Origin of the sequence: Natrinema longum (genome assembly GCF_017352095.1) — an archaeon.
GTDB lineage: Archaea > Halobacteriota > Halobacteria > Halobacteriales > Natrialbaceae > Natrinema > Natrinema longum.
In genome coordinates, this window is record NZ_CP071463.1 from 3,026,509 (window position 1) to 3,048,002 (window position 21,494).

The window sequence follows — 21,494 nt, forward strand, 5'->3', positions numbered from 1 at the left end:
TTCGCCTGTGGGAACGCTCGCCGTCGGGCCCGCCGATCGTCGATCCCTCCCTTACGGTCCCAACCGCCACCCTCGCGTTCGCTGTCACGCGTCGGGAGTCCCGACCAGCTCCCGGAACGCATCCGCCGAGAGCGCACAGCGGTAGGCCGGCTTGAACATCATATTCGCGCCGCCGGCTCGTACGTTCCATTCGTCCGCAATCTCCTCGCGCAAGTAATACTGCGGGCGTTCGTTTCCGTCCCTGACGTAGTACTCGCTGAGACGAATCGGCTCCCGTTCGAAGAGCCCACCCGGCTCGCGGCCGTCGACGATCACGACCGGTTTCTCGAGGTAGAGGTCACCGTTCTGGGCCCGTTTTGCGTGTGCGTTGTCCGGATGGGCGGCGAGAATGGCCTGCCGCTCGGCCCGCGGTGTGTCGGGGCCGACGACGAGTACCTCGTCGACGGTGAAGTAACCGATCAGGTACCTGTGGGCGCGGTCCCCGCCGGGCCGTCGCAGGCCGGCGTAGAAGCCGACGACATCGCCCGGCTCGAGCGCACGGAGCCGCGAGACGTAGCCGCTGGTTCGGTGTTCGCCGTACGTCAGCGCCTCGAAGTTCGGATCGTGGTGGAGCGGCCAGGACGCGAGGGCGTCGCCGGCCACGGTTTCGGTCCCGTCGTGGACCGGCTGGGGGGTGATACGGGTCGTCAGATCCGCTGCGGTGCCGTCGTCGGCTCGGAGCTCCCACGAGCCGAGCGTTTCGGATTCGGTCGTCTCACGCGTTTTCTCCGGGATCGGAACGTACTCGAAGCGGCCGTCGTCGTACAGCGGTGCCAGCGCACCGAGGTTCGTACTGTCCGCACCGACGCCGGCGAGAACGACAGTCATTGGTTCGTCCCGCTACTCGGGCCGAGACGGCGATAAAACCGCCGATCGGCCGTTCCCTCACCGATCCGCCGTTCGAGCGGCGTAGTAAAGCGGGAGGGAGATGACGAGAAATACCACCCCCATCGCGGCCATTCCGATCCAGGCCGTCGACAGCAGGTGTGCGGGGAGCATACCGGCGATCTCGAGGATCCAGAGGAGGCTGTACCCGCCGACGACCAGCAGGCTCGCGACGTACGCTCGAAAGAGCCAGCCGACGGCGCGGTACAGCGTCGTCTTCGTGACCGACGCCGGGAGCGACGCTTGGAAACGCCCACTCATCCCCGCACCGTCCGGTCGGCGTTACGGGTCGCCCCCGCTGTGTCGTCAACGGCGGGACGACCCGCCGAGCTCGGAACCGAGTTTCGATCGTGATCGGTGACGCGTGACTCCATCGAGGCGATACCGTAGAGTGATGGATCAATCCGCTTGAATCTTTGTACCGACTCGAGCACTGTCGACGAGCGTGGTACAGCGGTCGACCGCCGATCAGTCTCCCACCAGCGCTCCGGCGGTGCCGAGAGACACCCTTTTCGGGACGGGCGTTCCACACTCGCGTATGCGTGTCACCTTTCTGGGAACGGGCAGCGCGATGCCCACCGGCGAACGCTTTCAGGCGGGGATTCTCCTCCAGGACGACGGTCGAACGCTACTGGTCGACTGCGGTGCCGGCGCGCTCCAGCGGCTCCAGCAGTCCGGCGTCGGCTACGAGCACGTCTCGAGCGTCCTCCTGACACACCACCACCTCGACCACGTCACCGACCTGCTCCCCCTGATGAAGGCTCGCTGGCTCGCCGGCGAGGAACACCTCGAGATCGTCGGCCCGCAGGGAACCAAGGGACTGGTCGACGGCCTCCTCTCGGTCCACGAGTACATGCAGGACAAACTCGAGGTGCAGATCCGGGAGGTCGTTCCCGGGGAGTTCTCGGTCGCGGGGTTCGACGTGACCGCCTACGAGACGCGTCACTCGCTGCCGTGTCTGGCCTATCGGTTCGGCGATCTGTTCACCTTCAGCGGCGACAGTGAGGCCTTTACCGGGCTGGCGAACTTCGCGGAGGGCTCGGCGATCCTGGCCCACGACTGTTCGTTTCCCGACGACGTCGACGTCTCGAACCACCCCACGCCCGAGAGCCTCGGCCGCGCGCTCGCCGGCCACGACATCGGCCGTGTCTACCTGACCCACCTCTATCCCCACACCGAGGGTCGACACGAGGAGATGCTCGAGTCGATCGACACTCACTACGACGGCGACGTCCGATTCGCCGAGGATCTCCAAACGGTCTCGGTCGAGTAACCGTCAATCGGTGAGCGTCAGAGAGGCCCTCTCTCGGTTCCGAGTACAGCCACGTCTACGGTCAATCGAGCGAGACATACGTGTGCGGATTGATCAGAAACAAACAGTCTATCGTCAGACAGTCTCAGCAACTAACGCCTCAAGCTTCTCAAGCTCGATATTTCGACCGGAAATCGGAAAAACGACAGTACTCCCCGAAAGTTCATCAGCACGCTGTCGCATTGCCGCGAGACTCGCTGCACACGCACCTTCCATCGGAATCCTCTCCACTCTGTAGAGGTCACCAACACCTTTCCTGATGGCGTCTTCACTCACAAGCCGGAAGTCATCAAGGCGATCCCGAAGCAGTCGCGTTGTGAGCGCGAACGGCACTCGTGTGGCAATTCCCTCGGCAAAGGTCTCCATTCGGTCGTGGGGTTCGAGATGGTCGTTCGCCCACGCCCGATACATCGCAGGTGCAGCCTCGGACTGAGCCCCGATCACAGTCGCGTCGGTCAGTGCCCCAACTGTGAGACAGTAGCCCGACGCACTAGAGCCACCGCCGACCGGACAAAAGAGATAATCAATGTCTGGCAGTTCTTCTGCGACCTCCAGACCGGCTGTGCCTACGCCAGCCACGAGTGCCGGCTCGTTCGCCGAATGCACGTATCGATAGCCGTCCTCGGACGCCAACTCTTCGGCGTGTACACGGGAATCATCGAAGTCGGTGCCGGAAAACAGAACCGTAGCACCGAGACGCTCCATCGCCGCTACCTTGGCCTGATTCGCGTCCTCTGGAACCACGATAGTTACGGGGACGTCGAACTGGCGTCCGGCGTAGGCGATGGATTGTCCGTGGTTGCCTGTGCTGGCAGCTATCACACCCGGATCGTGAAAGTCGGGGTCGAGGGTCGACAGCAGGTTGACACCACCACGGACCTTGAACGCACCAGTCGGCAGCGTGTCTTCCCGTTTCAAGTATACGTCAGCGTCGAACTCGGCAGATAACGCTTCACTTTTGATCAGTGGCGTTTTGGGGAGGTGCTGACTGATGCGGTTGCGAGCGCGGAAGACGTCAGCGATCGTCGGCGGGGTCAGCTTATGGTATGGAAACACGGTCGTTTCATCCGGGGACTCAACTGGATCGTAATATGACATAGTTCCAGATATTACGAAATGCCTGAAAGAACTACCGCAACCGGTATTCACACGTGAGTAACCCTGATTCGAATCTCCGTAGCCGTTTACAGCGACCGAACAACTCGCGCCGCTACGCGTCGCTCGTCGGGTAAGGTCGCTGTAAAAGCGCCGAGAGGGAGATTTGAACTCCCGAGTCCGTGAGGACAGTAGATTTCGAATCTACCGCCTTGGCCGGGCTAGGCTATCTCGGCTCACTCGTATATATCGGGGAGACGTTTTTACCCGTTTCGATTTTTCGCTCCCACTGTGATTCGTTCTCTCGCGATCGGCCGACAGCTTCGGCCCCGCTCGAGTCGCGGGAGCGGACCGGCCCGAGCGGAGCCGGCGCGCTCGATCAGCCCGTGTTCTTCATGCCGGCCGCGATCCCCTTGACCGTCAGTCGCAGGGTTCGTTCCTCGATGTCCGTCCGATGGGTCCGATTGAGCAGGTAGACCTGGAGCATGTTCAGCGGATCCACGTAGGGATTGCGCCGCTCGAGGTTTTCGCCGAGCCAGTCGCGGGTGTGCAGCTGGTCGCGCTGGCCGATCTCGGTGATCAGGTCGGCCGTTCGCTCGTACTCGCCGGAGATGCGGGGGAAGAACCGATCGCGAAGCTCTTCCTCGGCCATGTCGGCGTACCGCTCGGCGATCTCGAGTTCGGTTCGCGACAGCGAGAGGGCGGCGTTGTCCAGCGTCGTCCGGAAGAACGGCCACTCGTCGTACATCTCCTGGAGGGTCTCCATCGAGCCACCGTCCTCGAGGTAGGCCTCGACGCCCGTCGCGATGGCGTACCAGCCGGGCAGGATACACCGCGACTGGGTCCAGGAGAACACCCACGGGATCGCCCGCAGGTCCTCGACGGTTCGCTCGCCCGACCGGGAGGCCGGCCGCGATCCCAGGTCGAGGTCTTCGATGACCGTAATGGGGGTCGCCTGTTCGAAGTACTGGACGAACCCGTCGCTCTCGAGGAGGTCGCGGTACTCCTGGCGAGCGGCGTCGGCCATGGTCTCCATGGCGTCGACCCACTCGTCGTGGACCTCCTCTTCGGGTTGGTCCATCGCCTGCTTGCGCGCCCGTAGCTGGGCGTTGAGCATCTGTTCGATGTTGCGCTCGGCGATGCGCGGGTTGGCGTACTTCTCGGCGATCGCCTCGCCCTGTTCGGTGAACTTGACCTGGCCCGTGACCGTCGAGTTCGGCAGCGCCAGCAGCGCCTCGTTCATCGGACCGCCACCGCGGGAAATCGAGCCGCCCCGGCCGTGGAACAGCCGCATGGTCACGTCGTGGTCGGCACAGATCTCCCCGAGCCGGCGCTGGTTCTTGTACAGCGACCAGTTCGCGGCGAGGAAACCGTTCTCCTTGTTCGAGTCCGAGTACCCCAGCATGATCTCCTGGGTCTGGTTGCGTGCCTCGAGGGCCTGTGCGTAGGCCTCGTTCTCGAACAGCGTCCCCATGATCCGCCGGGCTCCCGAGAGGGCGTACTCGGTCTCCAAGAGCGGGACGATGTCGATCCCGGCGTGTTCGGGCAGGGAGACGACGCCCGCCTGATCGGCCAGGAAGAGCACCTCGAGGACGTGACTGGGCTCCTCGGTCATCGAGATGGCGTAGGTGTCGATGGCGTGGCTGCCGTACTCCGTCTGCCAGTCGGCGAGGCTGTCGAAGAGTTCGAGGACCCGACTGGAGTCGTCGGAAAGCTCCGCGGTGTCCTCGAGGTCGATGACGGTTTCCTCCTGCAGGACGGCGTCGGTCAGGAACTCGACGCGCTCGGCCTCCGAGAGCCCGTGGTAATCGATCCCCTCGCGTTCGAGTGCCTCGGCGATCGCGTCGGTGTGTTTCGCTTGGTGCTCGCGCAGGTCGAGGCTCGCAAGCGAGAAGCCGAAGGTGGCGACCTGGCGGCGGATCGGATCGACGTGGGCGTCGACGACGCTCTCGGCCCCGTTGTTCCGTAGGCTCTTCGCGATGACCTCGAGATCGTCGAGGAGGTCGTCGACGTCGTCGTAGCCGCCGGGGCGGACGTCGCCGACGCGGCGGAGCCGCTCGCGCATGAGCTTGAGTTTCTGTCGGTAGGGCTCGCCAGGGTAGCGCTCCTCGGCGGTTCGGGCACTCCCCGGTAGGCGCTCGCGATCCGCCTCGAGGGTGGCCTGGAAGGCGGAGCCGGCGTCGATCCGGCTGCCGTCCTGGCTCAACACGCCCGAGAGGCGCTTGAGCTGCTCGCGATACTGCTCGAGGACGACCGAGCGCTGGCGCTCGAGGGTGTTGGCGGTGACCTCGGGCGTCACGTAGGGGTTGCCGTCGCGGTCGCTGCCGGCCCACGAGCGGAACTCGAAGAGCTTCGGGATCTCGAGGTCGCCGGGGATTTCGGCGTCGATCGCGTCGTCGAGTTCGTCGTAGACCTCCCCGACGACGTCGAACAGGGTGTTCTCGAGGTACCACTGGACGTTGCGGGCTTCGTCCTCGGGTTCGGGCTGGCGGTTGCGTACCTGTGGAGTCTGCCAGAGGCTCGTCACCTCGGCGTCGATGTCCCGCCAGACCTGATTCTCCTCTTTGTCCGTCAACAGTCGTTCGTCCAGCGTCTCGAGATAGGTCGAAATCTCTCTGAGTTTGGATTTAACCGTCTTGCGCCGGGCTTCGGTCGGGTGGGCGGTAAAGGTCGGCTCGATCAGGACGTCGTCTAACACCTGTCGGACGGTCTCGATGTCGGCCTCGCCGAGTTCTTCGGCGGCGGTCTCGAGACTGTCGTCGAGGGTCTCCTCGTGGGAGGCCGTGCGAATCGTTCGGACTCGCTCGCGTTCCTCCGCGAGATTGATCAACTCGAAGTACGTCGTGAACCCGCGAGCGACGATCCGCTGGTGGTGGGGCGAGAGCCCCTCGAGTTCGGTGACCAGCGGCTCTCGTGAATCGCGCTCCCCGGACCGGTACTCGATCGCCGCTCGCCGACATGATTCGACGGTCTCGAACGCGCTGCGGGACGTCTGGTTCTCGAGGACGTCTCCCAGCAGCGCTCCGAGTTCTCGGACGTCCTGCCGGACCTCCCGATTGTGGAGTCGCATATCTGTGGATATGTGTGCCATGGTAAAAACCCCTCGCAGGAGAGTTGACGGCTCATACATCGTTTTCCGTGATAGTTATAGAAATTCGAGGCGAATACCCTCGCCTCCTCGTGGGGGACGAGTGTTCCGACCGCTCAGGTCGGACCCGAGGACCGAACAGGCGGGAGACGAAGCCGACACGGTGAGCGACAGTCCACCGAGGGCAGCCCGGTAGGATATTCGACCGCAAACGGGACTATTAATACTATTTCAACGGTCGAGCCACGCCGGTGACTGTCGGCTCGTCCGCTCGGTTGTCCGATAGCGCTCGAGTTCGTCGGCCGTCTGAGTACAAAAATCGTCTTCGCGCTGCGTCGATCGCAGATCGACGTTGTGAACGCTACGCGTCGGTATACTGCGCACAGACGCGTCGGATCCCTTCCTCGAAATCGATCCGTGGTTCCCAGCCGATCGCTTCGCGAATCTTCGAGGCATCGGCACAGGTGTCGTGGACGTACACCGAATCGGGAATCGGGTTCTCGACGTATTCGGGCTCGACGTCCGTTCCGAGCTCGTCGTTGAGCATCTCCACGACCGTATTGAAATCGTACGCCTCGCCCGTTCCCAGATTGTATATCCCGTCGAGTTCGGCGTCGGCAGCGCCCTCGAGCCCGCGGACGATGTCGGAGACGTGCGTGAAATCCCGCGTCTGCGTGCCGTCGCCGTAGAGGACGGGCGACTCGCCGGTGGCGATGTCGTCGGCGAACTGTGCGATCACGTTGGCGTACTCGCCTTTGTGTTCCTCGGCACCGCCGTAGCCCTGATAAACCGAGAAAAACCGCATTCCGGCCATCGACATGTCGTAGTGGTTCGAGAAGTACTCGCCGTAGCGTTCCCGGGCCAGTTTCGAGGCCTCGTATCCCGTGTTCACGTGCACGTCCATGTCTTCGGGCGACGGGTCGGTACGGCTCCCGTAGATCGACGACGTCGAGGCGTAGACGACCGTCTCGCAGCCGTCCTGTCGAGCCTGCTCGACCACGTTGACGAATCCCTCCACGTTCACCCTGGCACCGGTCGTCGGGTCCTCCTCGTGCATCGCATAGGACGACAGCGCGGCCAGGTGGAACACCACGTCGACGTCCGTCGGGAGATCGTCGTCCAGCACGCTCGTATCGACGAATTCGACGTCGTCGGACAGGTTCTCGGGCGTCCCCAGATAACAGTCGTCGACGACGGTCACGTCGTTGTCCTCGGCGAGCCGGTTCGCCAGATTCGACCCGATAAATCCCGCACCCCCGGTGACGAGGACGGATTGCGCCTCGAGAGTCATACCAGGAACCCCTATTCGGCAATCCATAGGTGTTGTCATCTCCCGGCAGCGAATCCCACCGTCGCCAGTCGATCCTGCCCCGTCCCACAGGTTCTTGATTGATCGTCTCACACCACACGACAATGCAGTACTACGAGGACATCGAGGTCGGCGACACCCAGGAGTTCGGCGAGTATCACGTGACGAAAGACGAAATCATCGAGTTCGCAGAGCAGTACGATCCCCAGCCGTTTCACGTCGACGAGGAGGCTGCGGGCGACTCCGCGTTCGGCGAACTGGTCGCCTCCGGCTGGCACACCGCCGCGATGTGTATGCGGCTGCTCGTCGACGGCCCGCTGGAAGACCGGGCCAGCATGGGTGCCAGCGGCGTCGACGACCTTCGCTGGAAACAGCCCGTCAGACCCGGTGATACGCTCTCGATCCGGACGGAAATCATCGACAAACAGGTCTCCGAGAGCGATCCGAATCGGGGGTACGTCGACAGCCGTCTCGAGGGGATCACCCAGGACGGCGACGTCGTCATCTCCTGGATCGCCCACGGAATGATCGCCCGTCGGAATCCGGGCGGCGACTGAGACGGTTTGCTGTCCCGATTTCCCGGTGGGACCGCAGGGCAGGCCCGGTCCCACCGGCACTGACGGACAGGAGACCGTATGAGCCGTCACGGCTCGTGACTCTCCTTCGAAGTCGATGCGATTCGCGGGAACCGTTCTTCGCGCACCGACGACGTATCGGTAGCGCTCTCCGTTCACGGACGACGTCGAGAGAGCGATTGCCGGTGACCGTGACCGGAGATGTTCGGATCTACCCTTATGACTCGTGGGGCCGTCTGCTCCGTATGAGCGATCTCAGGGAGTTCGACGTCCGATCGGGCGTCGACGAGGACGTCTGGCAACTGTCGGTCACGGGGACGGTCGAGCAGTCCGTCACGCTCTCCATCGACTACCTCCGGTCGCTTCCGCTCGAGACGTACACCGAGGACTTCGCGTGTGTCGAGGGGTGGGTCGCCGAGGACTGCGCCTGGCGCGGGGTTCGCGTCGCGAGCGTGCTCGAGCTCGCCGAGCCGACCGACGCGAGCGCGTACGCGCTCGTCCACGGGATGGACGACGAGTACGCTTGTTCGTTCCCGCTGGCCCGGCTTGCCGACGCCGTCCTCGCCGTGGAACTCGACGGCGAGGCGCTCCCGGTCGACCACGGCGGCCCGGCGCGGCTCGTCCCCACGGAGTCGGAGAGCGACTGCTGGGAGAGCATCAAGTGGGTGTGTCGGATCGACCTGCGGGAGACGGAACCGCTCGCGGGGGACACCGCCGAAGAGCTGGCACTCTCCCGAATCGAGTGAGTGACACTACTGGATAGCAGCCAATACGAAGCCGGTCGCGAATGTGTGGCCGTCACCTGCGGGGACGGTCGTAGACATGCGATCGGCTTCACGTCGTTCTGTCCAGCAGTATTACTCCGGACGGACGGTCGCCTCACGACCACTAGTCGTCGGCCGACGGCTCTCCGATCTCGAGATACGTCGTATACTCCTTCCTGAGCAGCCCGCTCCGGTTCGTTTCGATCGCGAGCAGGTCGTGATCGGTCTGTGCCGCCAGGCGACCGTACTCCTGTTTCGCCCGCCGGTCCGTACTTCGAATGCGCAGTATCGACCCCGGCTCCAGATCCTCGAGCGCACGCTGGACGCGGGCGATGCCGCTCGCACAGCCTCGTCCCCGGTTGTCGACCGTCAGATCGGGTTCGGTGTCGGGTGCCGTCTCGGGGATCTCGATCTCAGTCATCGGCGTTCCCCCTCGCCTGCAGTTCGGCCGCCCGATCCGGCTCGCGCTCCTCGAGGTCACAGACCCCATCGATCGGCGAGCAAGCGCGCCACATCGGACAGAGTTTGAAAATGACTGCCAACACCCCGATACTGGCTATCTTGGCGAGGACGGCCACGCCGATCGGCGTCGCCACGTAGCTCTCGACGCGGACACCCAGGGCGGTGACGGCCTGGAAGAGCCCGGTCAGAAACAGGAACGGAATGATGAACCGAACCGCCCAGCGGAACCGCTCGAGTTGCTCGCCGGCGGCCCGGGCGACGGCGGCTGTCGGTCGCTTCTGGCCCGTCGGGACGGCGACGAAGATGTTCCAGACCGCGCCGCCGATCCACGCGACGAACGCGAGGAGGTGTCCCGTTCGGATGCCCGCTGCGATCGGATCGAACCCACGCAGGCTCACCTCCGCGAGTCCCGTGCCGACGACGACGGCCAGGGCCAGGCCCAGTGCGAGGAGTCCGGCCGGACTCCGGAACTGCGCGTCGACGGCGACCGACCGCCGCGTCGTCACGACGAGGGTTCCGATCCACGCCGCGAGCAATGCGCAAAGAGCGATCACGAGCGGCTCGATCCCGAGGACCGAGACGTACGCTGCGAGGACGACGGGCCCGGTCGCCACGAGGACGACGACGGCTCCGGTCGCGATCCTGTCGAATCGCGCGTACATCTCCGCACAGTACTCGCTGGCTGCCGTCCCGAGATCCCGAGGCCGCACGAAGCAATGTTTCCAGACGAGCCCACCCGTGAGCACGCCGAGTGAGACGAAGTACGACCACTTGGCGAGCGTCACGACTGCCGACTGGCCGCTCAGACGCCCCGTTACCCACGTTCCGATCAGTGAGCCGGTCAGGATAACCACGAGCGCGATCTTTGGCAGTACGTACTTGTCGAAGAGATCAGTCGAGACGGCGGGTTGGACCCCCGTCGATGAATCGGCCATCGAGCAGTCACCTGCTCAAGGGTTGTGGCTCACCGGGACTAAGTTCGGTCGCGGACATATTCGGATTCCGTCGGCGACGACCGCCCGAACATCTCCGGAAACAGCGTTTCGATCGTCTGTCTCCGACCGGTACCGTGGAGGTCGATGAGCGAACCAACGGGGGCAGTCGATCGGACGACGAAAAGGCGCTGGAACCGGTCGTCCCACGCGGCGTATCCGGAGCCGATCGTCGAGCGCTCTCCGTACGTCGAACTCGCACTCGAGCACCGCGACCTCGAGGCGACGGAGTACGGCGAGTCGTTCTTTCCGGACGCCGTGCCGTACACCCATGAGGGCACCCATCGGGTCTTCTACTGGCGGCCGACGCTACCGGCGGCGGCCAGTGAACCGGCAGCCTGGGACGGGCTCCGTGCGACGACGGATTCGCTCTCGGCGGTCACGGCGACCGATCCGACCGGGATCGATCTCGTTTCGCGACGACACGGGGTGACGGCAGTGACCGTCGACGCGACCATCGCCGGCGAGTCGACGAGCGCGCTCCTCGAGTCGTACGCCGTTCCGGACGTTCGCGTCCGAGCGCTGTCCGAATCACGCCTTCGACTGGACATCGAGGGAACTACGTTCGTCGTTCCGGCGGGAACTCGACAACGGATCTCGCTCGCCGAGCGGACGGTCGCTCGAGTCGACGGTACCGGTGAACCAACGACCACGACGCCCGAACTCGTCGTTCGGTTCCCCGGCGACCGAGAACTACACCATCCGGCCCTCGGAGCCGACTATCGGTTGTTCCCGTCGTTCGGGTTGGACCTCGAGTCCGTGCCCACCCCCCTTTCCGTTCCGACGGTGAACGGGGAACTCGATCACGAGGCCCTCGCGGAGTCGCTGGCCGTCGACCTGACCGCTCGTCCCTATCCCGAACGCGTCCTCTGGCAGGCCTTTGCCTACACTGCGTTCGATCCACACGCCGGCACCGACCCGCGTCTCTGCCAGTTTCCCACGGGCCATATCGCACTCTCGGAGGAGCCGGCTGCCGACGGCGGGTGACGGAGCGACGGCTGGTCGACGGTCACGGGACGACCCGCGGCCGGGTTCAGGAATCGACCGATACCAACCGTTCCCGGACCGTTTCGGCGACGTTAGTCAGATGAACCTGACCGAACACCGCGATGATGAGCGCGCCGACCGAGTTGAACATGATATCGCGGATCGTGTCGTCGAGTCCGTGCTGAGCCAGTGGCATCGTGAGTCCGGTTTCGAGGGCGATGATATCGAGCGCGAACTCGAACAGCTCCCAGATGACGCCGAAGGCCATCACGATCACGAAGATGTAGACGAACGCGATCCGACTGGGGATGTGGATCTCCTCGACGTGGAGGTCGATCGATCGAGCGGCCGTATAGCCGGCACCGGCGACGAGGGAGGCCGACAGCGCGTGCGTGAGGTGATCCCACCATTCGATCTGGCCGTACAGACCCGCCGAGCCGAGCGTGTGGAGGAACACGGCGGACGTGATCCAGAGGCCGAGCCACGGATCCAGCGGGACGCCGTAGTTGCGCTCGAACATCGCCGGAAGGAACGTAATCAGGAGTGCAACGCCGCCGTTGACGATCGCTTTGGGCTGGCTCTCGAGGAGACCGTAAACGACGAGACCGACGAGGACGAGTTGCATCAGTCCCGTCAGCAGCCGCTGGTTTCGTACCGAGGGTCGTGGGAGGAGCGTCATCGACGGACCACCCGTCTGAGGGCCCGCCGGAGCCGTCGGTCCCGTCGTCTGAAGTACGCGTCGAACAACACTCCGGCCGCCAGCCCGGCGACGGTCACGGAGAGCCACTCGTACATCAGCGCCTCGTTCGTCGAGAGATACGACGTTCCGAACGCCCGATCCAGGTTCCACCGCAGCACGGACCACGCCGCGACCGATGCCAGCGTCGTCAACACGACGAGTGCCACGGCGAACCAGTGGGTGACGCGCAGCGACGTGAACATGTGCAGTTCGACCGTGACGAGCAAGGCCAGACCCGCAACCGCGAGATACGCGGCGAACGTCCCGACGCTGCCGCCGAACAGCCCCCTGACGAGGATCGGCAACGTCGCGAGGACGAGCAACTCCCAGGGGAGCATGACTCGCCAGTCGCCGTAGGCAGCGGGCGGAATCAGTACGATCACGCCGACGCTGGTGACGAAGCCGAGCCACTGGAGGTCGAACTCGAGTGCGCTCTCGAGGAAGACCGTCGCGAGGACGGCGACGACCAGCCACGCGATGAGGCCGTTCAGCCGACTGCTCCGGAACAGTTGCTCGAAGAGTTCCGCCGAGCCGTCCGAACCGGCCCCTCGGGAGGAACGTCCGTCGTTGTCGGGCATATCGGAGTTCCAGACACTACCGCAGGATAAAGCCGGTGGGATGATTTCGTCGACTCCAAGCCGAGAGGAGCCCTACTGCTCCCGACACGTGCGCCGGTGGGGCTGCCGATGGCAGCGCCACTCGTCGCACCCGCTCCGAACTTGCATCGGCAGCGCTCGTTTCGGGTTCGTGCCGGAATCACTCGGCGAGCACGCCCCGAATCGTGCAGGCATTATACCACTGCACACCTGAGCGCACGACAGTTGTACGATCAGTGTGTGAATCGTTGGAATCGGTACTATAGTAGCCACTGAAAGTCATTGTACTCCGGACCGCACGACAGCGTTGCGGTCAGTGTGTAAACCGTTTCAGTTGCTACTATAGAGCCGGTGTCGTCGCGGCGCTACGAGCCGCCCTCCGATCTGGCACCGATCGCTGCGTTCAGATTCGTGTAGCCGACGGTGATGGATACCCGCCAGAGGGTCGCCGAGCTACGGAAGGCCCGCTGCCAGGCCGTCAGAAACGGTGCGGGTGTCCGATCCGGTGTCGGATCGGACCGACGCGGCCGTTTTGCGAGCGTCGTTTCACAGGCCGGACAGACGTACGCGACGTCACCGTCCCGTGACTGTAGCCGCCAGTCGCCATCGATGGGACTCGAGTGGTCGCACTCCCAGCAGAACAGCGTCGCTTTCCGCCGTTTCGGCCTCCCGTCGCTTCGGCTGGATGCGGGCTGGGTCATCGAGCGTGGATACAGGCCCCAGCCATAAAGCGGTCCCCTGTAAGCTGATACCATGGCGCTTCGGCGACGTGGCTCCGGTCGCCGCCCTACACCTCGGCTGCGGAATCTCACAGTTCATGGGGGGACGGACGTCCGGATCTCGGGAGTCTCGAGAGCGCCGATCGGTCGCGCTGACCCGCAGTCGTCCCAGCCGTCAGGCGTATTTGCGACTGGTCCATAGTACGACCATGACAACCGCCCCACGTCGACTCGAGAGCGGCAGTGAACTCGACGACTTCGTCGCGAGCCACGACGTGGCACTCGTGGAGTTCTATACCAGCGGGTGTTCCCTGTGTCAGGCGATGGAACCGGTGCTGGGGAACGTCGCCCGCGCGACAGCGGTCGACATCGGGATGATCAACCCTGGCGACGACATCGAACTCGTCGACCGGTTCGACATCCGATCGGTCCCGACACTGATTCTGTTCGAGGACGGCTCGGAGATCGCGCGGCTGGCCGAGGGGTTCCAGGGCGGCGATGCCGTCACCGACTTCCTCGCGACACACGCTCCGACCGCGGTCGGGAGTTCGTAAGCATACCGCCGGAGCCCGCTTCTCTCGGGCGTGAGCCGACACGAGCGGCCCCTCCCCGCATTGTCCGGTGGCCCTGCAGTCACCGCGTGGGAGAGCCTACTCGTCGGGCTCGAGGTCGCTCGGATCGAGGTCGCCCGCGAGGTAGCGTTCGCCCGCGTCGGTCACCTCGTAGACGCCCGGGATGTGCTGTTTCAGCAGTCCGTACTTCGTCAGTTCACGACACCGATACGAGCCGTACCGCGCGGGACAGATCCCTTCCTCGTCGAACTGTGTCGGTTCGAAGGCGTCCTCCGCTTGCATGAACTCGAGGAGCCGCCTGTCGGCAGGTTCCATCCAGTCCGCGTCGGTCTCCGCCTCGGCGTCGTCGGCGTCGGTCTCCGCCGCAGCGTCGTCGATCTCTTCGTCGGCATCGGTGCCCCTGTCGGCGTCGGGAGTCGGTTCGTCCATTGGCAGTCGGTACGTCCTCCTCCCGGGAGTATGTTTACGTCCGGGACCGTTCCGGGCCGTCGTAATCGACGTGGACGTTCGGCGTGGTCGTCGGTGCCAGGCCCGTGATCCCGCGATCGACGAACGTGACGTCAGTCAGGTCCCCGGCAAACCGAAACGCTACCGTCCCGGTCCCGATCGTCCCTTCGATGGTCGTTCCCGAAACGACAGTCACGTCCGCCGCTTGCGCCGCGTCGACCAGTTCGATGTCGCCGTCGACGGTAGCTTCGAAACTCGAGGGCGTTCCCTGGCCGATGATCGTTAGCGTGTTCGGCAACTCGCCGTCCGCGTCATCGGCACCCGCTGCCGTGCTCGTCGCCGCGATCGTCGCGGTCCGTTCGGCGCTGATCGGCGATAGGTCCTGCTCCACTGTCTCGGCTGTGGGGCGTCCGGAGTCCCAGTCGGCTGTCGCGTTCTCGTGTGGCATGTAGTGGACACAGTCGGGTATCACAGTATAAGCCTTCTCACTGAACTAACGGTTGGATTAGACGAAATATAACGTCTCGAGCAGCGATGTCGCGAAATTTTGGACGACAGGGTGAATCGCTACTAGTAGCACGTTCGCGGGCGCTGCTCGTCGATCGGTATCGGTTCCAACCCGTCGATCGACGGCTCGAGGAGAGCGCCGGTGGTGTCTCGTCGGCACACGGGATCGGTTCCCGTCTCGGGTGACCGTTCAGTCAGTTTCCTCGAGGAGGCCGAGTTCGGTCGCGACGAGGTCCGCGATTCGATCGGCGATATCGGGATCGACTTCGGCGACATCGTCGCCGTCGTGGAGCTGGTCGTTGTGCCGTTCGATGGCGTCGGCGACGTCCGGGAGCGCAACGCGGGAGGTCGTCTCGCAGTCCGGACAGACGACCGGGACGCGTGGCGTCTCCTCGTCCGGCTCGCTTGCGTTCGTCATTTGTCGGCTATCTCGCGGCGACCGTCAAAACCTAATTGGTTCGGAGCGCCTCGTTCTGACATGGTATGTTAACACATATCCTTCGATCGTGGGGTTTTCCAACCCGTTTTCGCCAATTCTGCCGGCATTCGGCCAGCAGTATTATTGTGATCCGGTCGAATCTTCGGATAGACGGGGGGTACGACAGTCTGGTGGTGGGTTGCTCCATCCGTTCGGTTCACCCCGTCATGACGTGCGAGGAGCTCCATGGTTCCCGGCTACATCCGTAGCCGTTCCCTGTCTTTCGTGGTACCGATACGTGCCTGGAGCGCCAGCTCTCACTCACAGTCGGCCGGACGCAACTCCGGGTAGCCGACAGTACAGTAGCCACTGAAAGTCAGTACGCGCCTGACTCGCACGATAGCGTTGCGATCCGTCTGTAAATCGTTTCAGTGGCTACTATCGCTCGATCGGTCTCGAGTTCAGGGGTCCCCTCGAGAGCGAGCGAGGACGGCGATCGAGAGGGCGAGAACGGCTGCGAGCGCGCCGAATCCGGGCATCGAATCGTCCTCGTCGCTGGCGTTTCCGCCGGTGTCGTCGCCGTTTCCGCCGGAATCGTCGCCGTCGGTCGCGTCCGTGGACTGGTCGGACGACCCCGAATCGGAGGCACTCGAGCCGTTGGGATCGAACCGCTCGTCGGCTGGTGCGTCGAGTTGGAGGATGACGTCGACCTGTCCGTGGGTGGACCCGTTCCGGTAGGTCCAGCCGCCGCCGGCGTCCGCGTAGGGTTCTGCAGCAGCGACCGGGTCGATATCCGTGTCCCAGCCATCGCCTTCGGGGACCTGCTGGATGTAGCCGGCCACGTCGATTCGGTCGGCGTACTCTCCCGAGACGTCCGCTTTCCCGTACTCGACGGTCGCGTCTTCGGGAAGCCCGTGTAACTCGATGCAGTGGGAATCCATGTAGCCGTCGCCCTGGGCGATGTCGGGGTCGGTTCCGAACTGGTCGGCGTCGAGCGGGCGCTCGTAGTGATCGGTCAGGGGAAACTGGACGGTCAGCGGGTCGGCGTGGGAGTGCCAGCTCGTGACGTCGTTCGTCGGAATCGTTACGGACGTGTTCGGGACCGACTCACCGACGACCGGATCTCCGTTTTCGTTGACCAACGTGACGCAGACTTTCCCGGAGCCGTCCCCGAGATACGGACTTCGATACTCGTCACGTGGGTTCTCGTAGCTGATCCAGCTCCCGTCGTCCGCCGCTGCCTCGAAGTACGCGTCTCCCGGCTCCGGTGCTGGCTCGACGTACGCTTCCTCCGAGACGGATTCGTTCGGATCGGGACTGACAGTACCAGTGGATGCACCCGCAGCACCCGCCACGACGAGACTCGCGATCACGGCCAGACCGATCCCGAATACGAGGACGGCCCGCTGTCCGCCTGGCAACACACCCCGAAGCGTTCGTGCTCCGAACATGGTCACGCTCCGTACCCCGCTGTGGCTACTCCGTCCATGATCGTGCGACCGTTCCGTGACGACGACTGTCGTCGGGGAGGACTGGTCATCGAACTGAGGTACCCGATTCCCCGTCCTATATATGAGCCACATACTCGAGCGGTAGGGTGACGCTATACGGGGTAGGACGCTGTTTACACGGCGACGATGACGGAATCGGAGCGCCACGCGAGTGCCGGCCGGTCGCTTTTTCGAGGGCTGGTAATAGGCCCGGCTATGAGCGAGGACGAACCGAGCCGCGATCGGGTTCAGGACCGGTCCGAACGACGCAAATCCGAACGAGCAGCCCACACCGAATCGATACTCGAGGCCGTCGAGCGCCACCTCGGGGAGCTGACGTATCCGGTCACGAGCGAGGAACTCGCCACGGAGTACGGCAACGAGCCGATCGACATGCCCAACGAGACGGAGTCGCTGGGAAGCGTCTTCGACCGGCTGGCGGGCGAGCAGTACGATTCGCCCGAGGCGGTTCGTGAGGCCGTCTACGGGGAGGTCACCGGCGAGGCCGGCAGCCCCGACGAGGCGAACGCCGAACGCGACCTCGAGGAACTCGACGACGAAACACAGGGATCACTCGACGAGAGTGGAGGCGGCATGGACTGAGGATTCAGACCGTCAACCCGGTGGCCGCCGCCCCGTATCGTCTCGTCGCGCCACCGGTGGATCGTGATAGCAGAACGGATTTACGTTCCCGTCACCTGTTCTCGCGTATGGATTACGAATCGAGTCTCGACCGAGCGATGGAGGACGTCCCCGATATCGGGGGCGACGAACAGCGGCTACAGATCCCCGACCCGCAACCACAAAAAGACGGCGCGTTCACGCGGGTGACGAACCTCGACGAAATCGCCGACGTCCTCTCTCGAGACACCGAACATCTCCACCGGTTCATTCAGCGCGAACTGGGGACCAGCGGGAAACTCGAGGACGGTCGCGGCCGGTACAACGGCACCTTCTCCCAGCAGGACCTCGACGCGGCGATCGACGCCTACGTCGACGAATACGTCCTCTGTTCGGAGTGTGGCCTGCCCGACACCCGGCTCGTCCGCGAGGACCGGACGCCGATGTTGCGCTGTGACGCCTGCGGTGCGTTCCGACCGGTCACCAAGCGCTCGACCAGCAGCCAGCAGCAACAACAGCAAGACGCCGTCGAGGAAGGTAACACCTACACGGTCGAAATCACCGGCACCGGTCGCAAGGGCGACGGGGTCGCGGAGAAGGGCAACTACACGATCTTCGTCCCCGGCGCGGAGGAAGGTGACGTCGTCGACATCTACATCAAGAACATCTCGGGTAACCTGGCGTTCGCTCGACTCGACTGAGACGGTCCCCCGTCCGTCTGAGACCGCCGACTCGAGCGGTCGATTTCCTCGGCGGGCTCGAGTGGATCGGTCACGAGACGCCGATCGACGGCCCACCGATGCGAGGGGATCGCGAAATTAAAGTGAGTTTGTCCTAGTCACACTGTTGTGGGAGTATCGTTCGACCTCTTCGGAACGCTGGTGACCGCCGACCGGCCAGACGATCCTGCGACGGCCGTCGCAACCGAATTAGCAAACCGGGACGTGACGGTTCCCGACGACTGGGCCGAGGCGTACGCCGAGCCCCACATCGACGCTCCCGACGGTGCGGAAGTACCGCTTCCCGCACACGTCTCGCGCGCGCTCGCGAGCCGTGGCATCGACAACGATCACAACGCAGCCAGACGGGCCGTCGTCGCGGCCTTCGATCCGGCCGTCGAGACGAGGCCGGACGCGCTCGAGGCGGTGGCCGCTGCTCGAGAGCGAGGGCCGGTCGCGATCTGTTCGAACTGTAGCGTTCCGGAACTGGTCGGGCGGACGCTCGTCAGATCCGCGTTCGACCGCGACGACTTCGATGCGATCGTGACGAGCGTCGGCTGTGGCTGGCGCAAGCCCGCGCCGGAAATCTTCGAACTGACCGCCGACGAACTCGGCGTCGACCCGGCCGATCTCGTTCACGTCGGTGACGATCCACGCGCCGACGGCGGGGTCGAGGCCGTCGGCGGGACGGCGCTGCTCCTCGATGAGGTATCCCTCGCCGACGTTCCGACGCAATTGACGACGCTGGCCGAACGGAGCAGTCATGACTGAGCGTCGATTCTCTCGGGATCGTATGGAGGCGGGGACGGAGTGTTGACGACACTGGCAGTCATCGGCCTGGCGTTCAGTCTCGACCTCCTGGTCGGCGAGCCGCCGACCCCGATCCATCCCGTCGCCTGGTTCGGCCGGCTCGTCGACGGTCTCGATCGAGCCTGGAGCACCGACGACCGCCGGCAGCGGCTGGCGGGCCTCGTGATCGCTGCCCTCTGCCCGCTCGTTCCCGCTGCCGTCGCCGCCGGAGCCGTCCTCGCAGCGGCCGAACTCCATCCGATCGGCGGGGGCATCGTCGCTGCTTTCCTCCTCTTTCTGACGACGAGCCTCCGCTCGCTGCTCGAGCTCACCGAGGACGTCGTCGCAGCTACTGACGGCTCCCTCGAGCGGGCTCGGAAGGACGTTCGGGGGCTCGTCGGCCGAGACGCGTCGACGCTTTCAGCCGGCGAACTTCGCAGTGGAGCCGTCGAGAGCGCGGCCGAAAACCTCGCCGACGGGCTGGTTGCGACCCTCCTGGCGTTTGCGGTGCTCGCACCGGTGTCGCTGCCGGCCGCCGGGGCGATCGCAGCCTGGATCAAGGCCGTCAACACGCTCGACTCGATGCTCGGCTACCCCTCGAAACCGATCGGCACCGCGAGCGCGCACCTGGACGATCTCGTCATGTATCTCCCCGCTCGCATCGCGGCAGCCGCGATCGCGATCGCCGCGGGGGACCCGCTCGCGCTCGTTCGTGCCCGGCAGTGGGCACGAGTCCCGCCCTCGCCCAACTCCGGCTGGCCGATGGCGACGCTGGCCTGTGCGCTGTCGGTTCGCCTCGAGAAGCCGGACGTGTACGTGCTCAATCCCGGCGGCGAACTCCCGACGCTGGCGGACGGCCAGCGGGCCGTCACCGTCGTCGGCCGGGCGGCCGTCGTCTCGATCGTCCTCGCCGTCGTCCTGGCGACCGTCGTCTCCGAGTTCGGACGGGACCTCGAGGCCTACTGGCAGGTACTGGCGACGCTGAACACGGAGCACGCTACGGGGGTGAGACCGAAATGGCCGTGATCGGGCGCTGGATCGGTGCGGTTCGCGGCGCGCTCGGATTTCTGACGCGGCTCCCGATCGGGTACCGCGACGGCGACTGGGGGGCTTTCCGAGCGACACCAGCGGCGTTTCCGCTCGTCGGACTGTTCGCGGGTGCACTGGCGGCGATCCCGCTGCTCGGGACCGAGCGACTCGCGGCCCCGACCGTCGCGCTTGGCTACCTGCTTTCGGTGTACGCGGTGACCGGTATCCATCACCTCGACGGGATCGCGGACCTGGGCGACGCGCTGGTGGTTCACGGCGATGTCGAGCGCCGCCGCGACGTGCTCAAGGACACGACGACCGGCGTCGGCGCGCTGCTCGCGGTGACGATCACCGTCGCCGCGCTGGCGCTTGGCGGCCTCGGACTGGCGGAACTCCCCGTCCTCGCGGCGATCGGCGTCGCGGTCGGGGCCGAAGTCGGGACGAAATTCGGGATGGCCGCGATGGCCTGTGTCGGGCACGCGGCCTACGACGGAATGGGAAAACAGTTCACCGACGCAGCCACCGCCGGCTCGTTGGTCGTCCCGACGGTCGTCGTCCTCTCCGCAGCAACGCTGGTCTGGCCCCACCCCGGTGTCCTCGCCCTTTGCGGGGCCGTCGCCGGGATCGGGCTCCCCTGGTACTGGGCGAATCGCTATCTCGGCGGGATCAACGGCGACATCTTCGGCGCAGCGAACGAGATCGGCCGCGTCGCCGGCGTCCACCTGGGGGTGATCGCGTGGACGCTGTCGTGATGTGTGGCGGGAAGGGTACCCGCCTCGAGAGTCCCCACGAAAAGCCCCTGCACCCGATCGCCGGGACCGCGATGATCGATCGCGTCCTCGCGGCGCTCGAGAGGAGCCGGATCGAGACGAGCTACGCCGCCGTCTCGCCGAACGCGCCGGCAACGCGGTCCCACCTCGAGCGAACTGACGGCGTCGCGACGATCGAGACGGCCGGCGACGGCTACGTGACCGACCTGCTGGCCGTTCTCGAGCACCCCGACCTCTCACCGCCGATCCTGACCGTCGCCGCCGATCTGCCGCTCCTCGAGGAGTCGGTCCTCGACCGAATCCTCGTCGCCCACGGCGACGACGACGCGTCGCGGACGGTCTGTGTCCCTGCGGCGCTCAAGCGGCGACTCGGCGTCAGTATCGATACGCGACTCGAATCCGACGACTACCTCGCGCCGACCGGGGTCAACGTGGTCGGCACGACCGACGAATCCACGACGATGACCGACGTGTACTACGACTCACGACTGGCAGTGAACGTGAACCGCCTCGAAGACGCCCGTCTCGCAACCGACCGACTGCGGAACCGCCCCACGGAGGGCCGGTAGC

Annotated in this window: 25 protein-coding genes and 1 tRNA gene; 11 read left to right on the forward strand and 15 right to left on the reverse strand. The window is 64.9% G+C overall.

Annotated elements, in window-relative coordinates:
• Positions 1-84: 84 nt before the first annotated feature.
• Entirely contained in the window at positions 85-867 is a 783-nt protein-coding gene (locus J0X27_RS14915) for an Nmad3 family putative nucleotide modification protein (RefSeq protein WP_207269944.1), read from the reverse strand.
• Between the two features lie 57 nt (positions 868-924).
• Complete coding sequence (locus J0X27_RS14920; RefSeq protein WP_207269945.1) at positions 925-1,185, reverse strand: hypothetical protein; 261 nt, start codon at positions 1,183-1,185, stop codon at positions 925-927.
• Between the two features lie 277 nt (positions 1,186-1,462).
• On the opposite strand from J0X27_RS14920, the gene J0X27_RS14925 reads away from it, so the two are divergent.
• On the forward strand, positions 1,463-2,197 hold the full coding sequence (locus J0X27_RS14925; RefSeq protein WP_207269946.1) for an MBL fold metallo-hydrolase: 735 nt from the start codon (positions 1,463-1,465) through the stop codon (positions 2,195-2,197).
• A 114-nt stretch (positions 2,198-2,311) separates the two neighbouring features.
• On the opposite strand, the gene J0X27_RS14930 is transcribed toward J0X27_RS14925, so the two are convergent.
• The 4 genes from J0X27_RS14930 to J0X27_RS14945 all read right to left on the reverse strand — a co-directional run bounded on the left by J0X27_RS14930 (position 2,312) and on the right by J0X27_RS14945 (position 7,710).
• Positions 2,312-3,334: a threonine ammonia-lyase gene (locus J0X27_RS14930; protein ID WP_207269947.1), complete on the reverse strand. Its 1,023-nt coding sequence runs from the start codon at positions 3,332-3,334 to the stop codon at positions 2,312-2,314.
• A gap of 148 nt (positions 3,335-3,482) precedes the next feature.
• Positions 3,483-3,567: transfer RNA gene (locus J0X27_RS14935), tRNA-Ser, on the reverse strand.
• 143 nt (positions 3,568-3,710) lie between these two features.
• On the reverse strand, positions 3,711-6,401 hold the full coding sequence (gene ppc / locus J0X27_RS14940; RefSeq protein ID WP_207269948.1) for a phosphoenolpyruvate carboxylase: 2,691 nt from the start codon (positions 6,399-6,401) through the stop codon (positions 3,711-3,713).
• Positions 6,402-6,780: 379 nt separating this feature from the next.
• Positions 6,781-7,710 (reverse strand): NAD-dependent epimerase/dehydratase family protein, encoded by a 930-nt coding sequence (locus J0X27_RS14945; protein ID WP_207269949.1) that lies wholly within the window; start codon positions 7,708-7,710, stop codon positions 6,781-6,783.
• Positions 7,711-7,832: 122 nt separating this feature from the next.
• Here J0X27_RS14945 and J0X27_RS14950 point away from each other — a divergent pair, with 122 nt between their 5' ends.
• Together J0X27_RS14950 and J0X27_RS14955 are read left to right on the forward strand one after the other, a co-directional pair.
• Positions 7,833-8,285, forward strand: a complete 453-nt coding sequence (locus J0X27_RS14950) for a MaoC family dehydratase (RefSeq protein WP_207269950.1) — start codon at positions 7,833-7,835, stop codon at positions 8,283-8,285.
• A gap of 263 nt (positions 8,286-8,548) precedes the next feature.
• The gene (locus tag J0X27_RS14955) at positions 8,549-9,049 is read left to right on the forward strand and encodes a molybdopterin-dependent oxidoreductase (RefSeq protein ID WP_207269951.1); all 501 of its coding nucleotides are present in this window, start codon (positions 8,549-8,551) and stop codon (positions 9,047-9,049) included.
• A gap of 142 nt (positions 9,050-9,191) precedes the next feature.
• Here the strand turns inward: J0X27_RS14955 and J0X27_RS14960 are convergent, their stop codons facing one another.
• A complete protein-coding gene (locus J0X27_RS14960) occupies positions 9,192-9,488 on the reverse strand; it encodes a sulfurtransferase TusA family protein (protein ID WP_207269952.1) in 297 nt (98 codons plus the stop codon).
• Positions 9,481-10,464 (reverse strand): hypothetical protein, encoded by a 984-nt coding sequence (locus tag J0X27_RS14965; RefSeq protein ID WP_207269953.1) that lies wholly within the window; start codon positions 10,462-10,464, stop codon positions 9,481-9,483. Before J0X27_RS14965 ends, J0X27_RS14960 begins: the two co-directional genes overlap by 8 nt.
• 144 nt (positions 10,465-10,608) lie before the next feature.
• Here J0X27_RS14965 and J0X27_RS14970 point away from each other — a divergent pair, with 144 nt between their 5' ends.
• The gene (locus tag J0X27_RS14970; protein WP_207269954.1) at positions 10,609-11,508 is read left to right on the forward strand and encodes a hypothetical protein; all 900 of its coding nucleotides are present in this window, start codon (positions 10,609-10,611) and stop codon (positions 11,506-11,508) included.
• A 46-nt stretch (positions 11,509-11,554) separates the two neighbouring features.
• Here J0X27_RS14970 and J0X27_RS14975 read toward each other — a convergent pair whose 3' ends face one another.
• The 3 genes from J0X27_RS14975 to J0X27_RS14985 all read right to left on the reverse strand — a co-directional run bounded on the left by J0X27_RS14975 (position 11,555) and on the right by J0X27_RS14985 (position 13,544).
• Positions 11,555-12,187, reverse strand: a complete 633-nt coding sequence (locus J0X27_RS14975) for a DUF2238 domain-containing protein (protein ID WP_207269955.1) — start codon at positions 12,185-12,187, stop codon at positions 11,555-11,557.
• The gene (locus J0X27_RS14980; RefSeq protein WP_207269956.1) at positions 12,184-12,825 is read right to left on the reverse strand and encodes a hypothetical protein; all 642 of its coding nucleotides are present in this window, start codon (positions 12,823-12,825) and stop codon (positions 12,184-12,186) included. The genes J0X27_RS14975 and J0X27_RS14980 overlap by 4 nt, the downstream gene beginning before the upstream one ends.
• A gap of 383 nt (positions 12,826-13,208) precedes the next feature.
• Positions 13,209-13,544, reverse strand: coding sequence for a DUF8106 domain-containing protein (locus J0X27_RS14985; protein ID WP_207269957.1), 336 nt, complete (start codon positions 13,542-13,544; stop codon positions 13,209-13,211).
• A 227-nt stretch (positions 13,545-13,771) separates the two neighbouring features.
• Between J0X27_RS14985 and J0X27_RS14990 the strand changes: the two genes are divergently transcribed.
• Entirely contained in the window at positions 13,772-14,116 is a 345-nt protein-coding gene (locus J0X27_RS14990; RefSeq protein ID WP_207269958.1) for a thioredoxin family protein, read from the forward strand.
• A 96-nt stretch (positions 14,117-14,212) separates the two neighbouring features.
• On the opposite strand, the gene J0X27_RS14995 is transcribed toward J0X27_RS14990, so the two are convergent.
• The 4 genes from J0X27_RS14995 to J0X27_RS15010 all read right to left on the reverse strand — a co-directional run bounded on the left by J0X27_RS14995 (position 14,213) and on the right by J0X27_RS15010 (position 16,957).
• Positions 14,213-14,563, reverse strand: a complete 351-nt coding sequence (locus J0X27_RS14995) for a hypothetical protein (RefSeq protein ID WP_207269959.1) — start codon at positions 14,561-14,563, stop codon at positions 14,213-14,215.
• Positions 14,564-14,597: 34 nt separating this feature from the next.
• On the reverse strand, positions 14,598-15,029 hold the full coding sequence (locus tag J0X27_RS15000; protein ID WP_207269960.1) for a hypothetical protein: 432 nt from the start codon (positions 15,027-15,029) through the stop codon (positions 14,598-14,600).
• A gap of 249 nt (positions 15,030-15,278) precedes the next feature.
• Positions 15,279-15,506, reverse strand: a complete 228-nt coding sequence (locus J0X27_RS15005) for a DUF8149 family protein (protein WP_207269961.1) — start codon at positions 15,504-15,506, stop codon at positions 15,279-15,281.
• A gap of 461 nt (positions 15,507-15,967) precedes the next feature.
• The gene (locus tag J0X27_RS15010) at positions 15,968-16,957 is read right to left on the reverse strand and encodes a PGF-CTERM sorting domain-containing protein (RefSeq protein WP_207269962.1); all 990 of its coding nucleotides are present in this window, start codon (positions 16,955-16,957) and stop codon (positions 15,968-15,970) included.
• Positions 16,958-17,212: 255 nt separating this feature from the next.
• Here J0X27_RS15010 and J0X27_RS15015 point away from each other — a divergent pair, with 255 nt between their 5' ends.
• From J0X27_RS15015 to J0X27_RS15040, 6 genes are all read left to right on the forward strand, one after another.
• A complete protein-coding gene (locus J0X27_RS15015) occupies positions 17,213-17,599 on the forward strand; it encodes a DUF5789 family protein (RefSeq protein WP_207269963.1) in 387 nt (128 codons plus the stop codon).
• Between the two features lie 107 nt (positions 17,600-17,706).
• The gene (locus J0X27_RS15020; RefSeq protein ID WP_207269964.1) at positions 17,707-18,318 is read left to right on the forward strand and encodes a translation initiation factor IF-2 subunit beta; all 612 of its coding nucleotides are present in this window, start codon (positions 17,707-17,709) and stop codon (positions 18,316-18,318) included.
• A 147-nt stretch (positions 18,319-18,465) separates the two neighbouring features.
• Positions 18,466-19,107 carry an HAD family hydrolase gene (locus tag J0X27_RS15025; RefSeq protein ID WP_207269965.1) on the forward strand — a complete coding sequence of 214 codons (642 nt, stop codon included), beginning with the start codon at positions 18,466-18,468 and terminating at the stop codon, positions 19,105-19,107.
• Between the two features lie 39 nt (positions 19,108-19,146).
• The gene (gene cbiB, locus J0X27_RS15030) at positions 19,147-20,151 is read left to right on the forward strand and encodes an adenosylcobinamide-phosphate synthase CbiB (RefSeq protein WP_207269966.1); all 1,005 of its coding nucleotides are present in this window, start codon (positions 19,147-19,149) and stop codon (positions 20,149-20,151) included.
• Positions 20,142-20,906, forward strand: a complete 765-nt coding sequence (gene cobS, locus J0X27_RS15035; RefSeq protein ID WP_207269967.1) for an adenosylcobinamide-GDP ribazoletransferase — start codon at positions 20,142-20,144, stop codon at positions 20,904-20,906. Before cbiB ends, cobS begins: the two co-directional genes overlap by 10 nt.
• Positions 20,906-21,493 (forward strand): NTP transferase domain-containing protein, encoded by a 588-nt coding sequence (locus J0X27_RS15040; RefSeq protein ID WP_207272097.1) that lies wholly within the window; start codon positions 20,906-20,908, stop codon positions 21,491-21,493. Before cobS ends, J0X27_RS15040 begins: the two co-directional genes overlap by 1 nt.
• The last annotated feature ends 1 nt before the right edge of the window (position 21,494 follow it).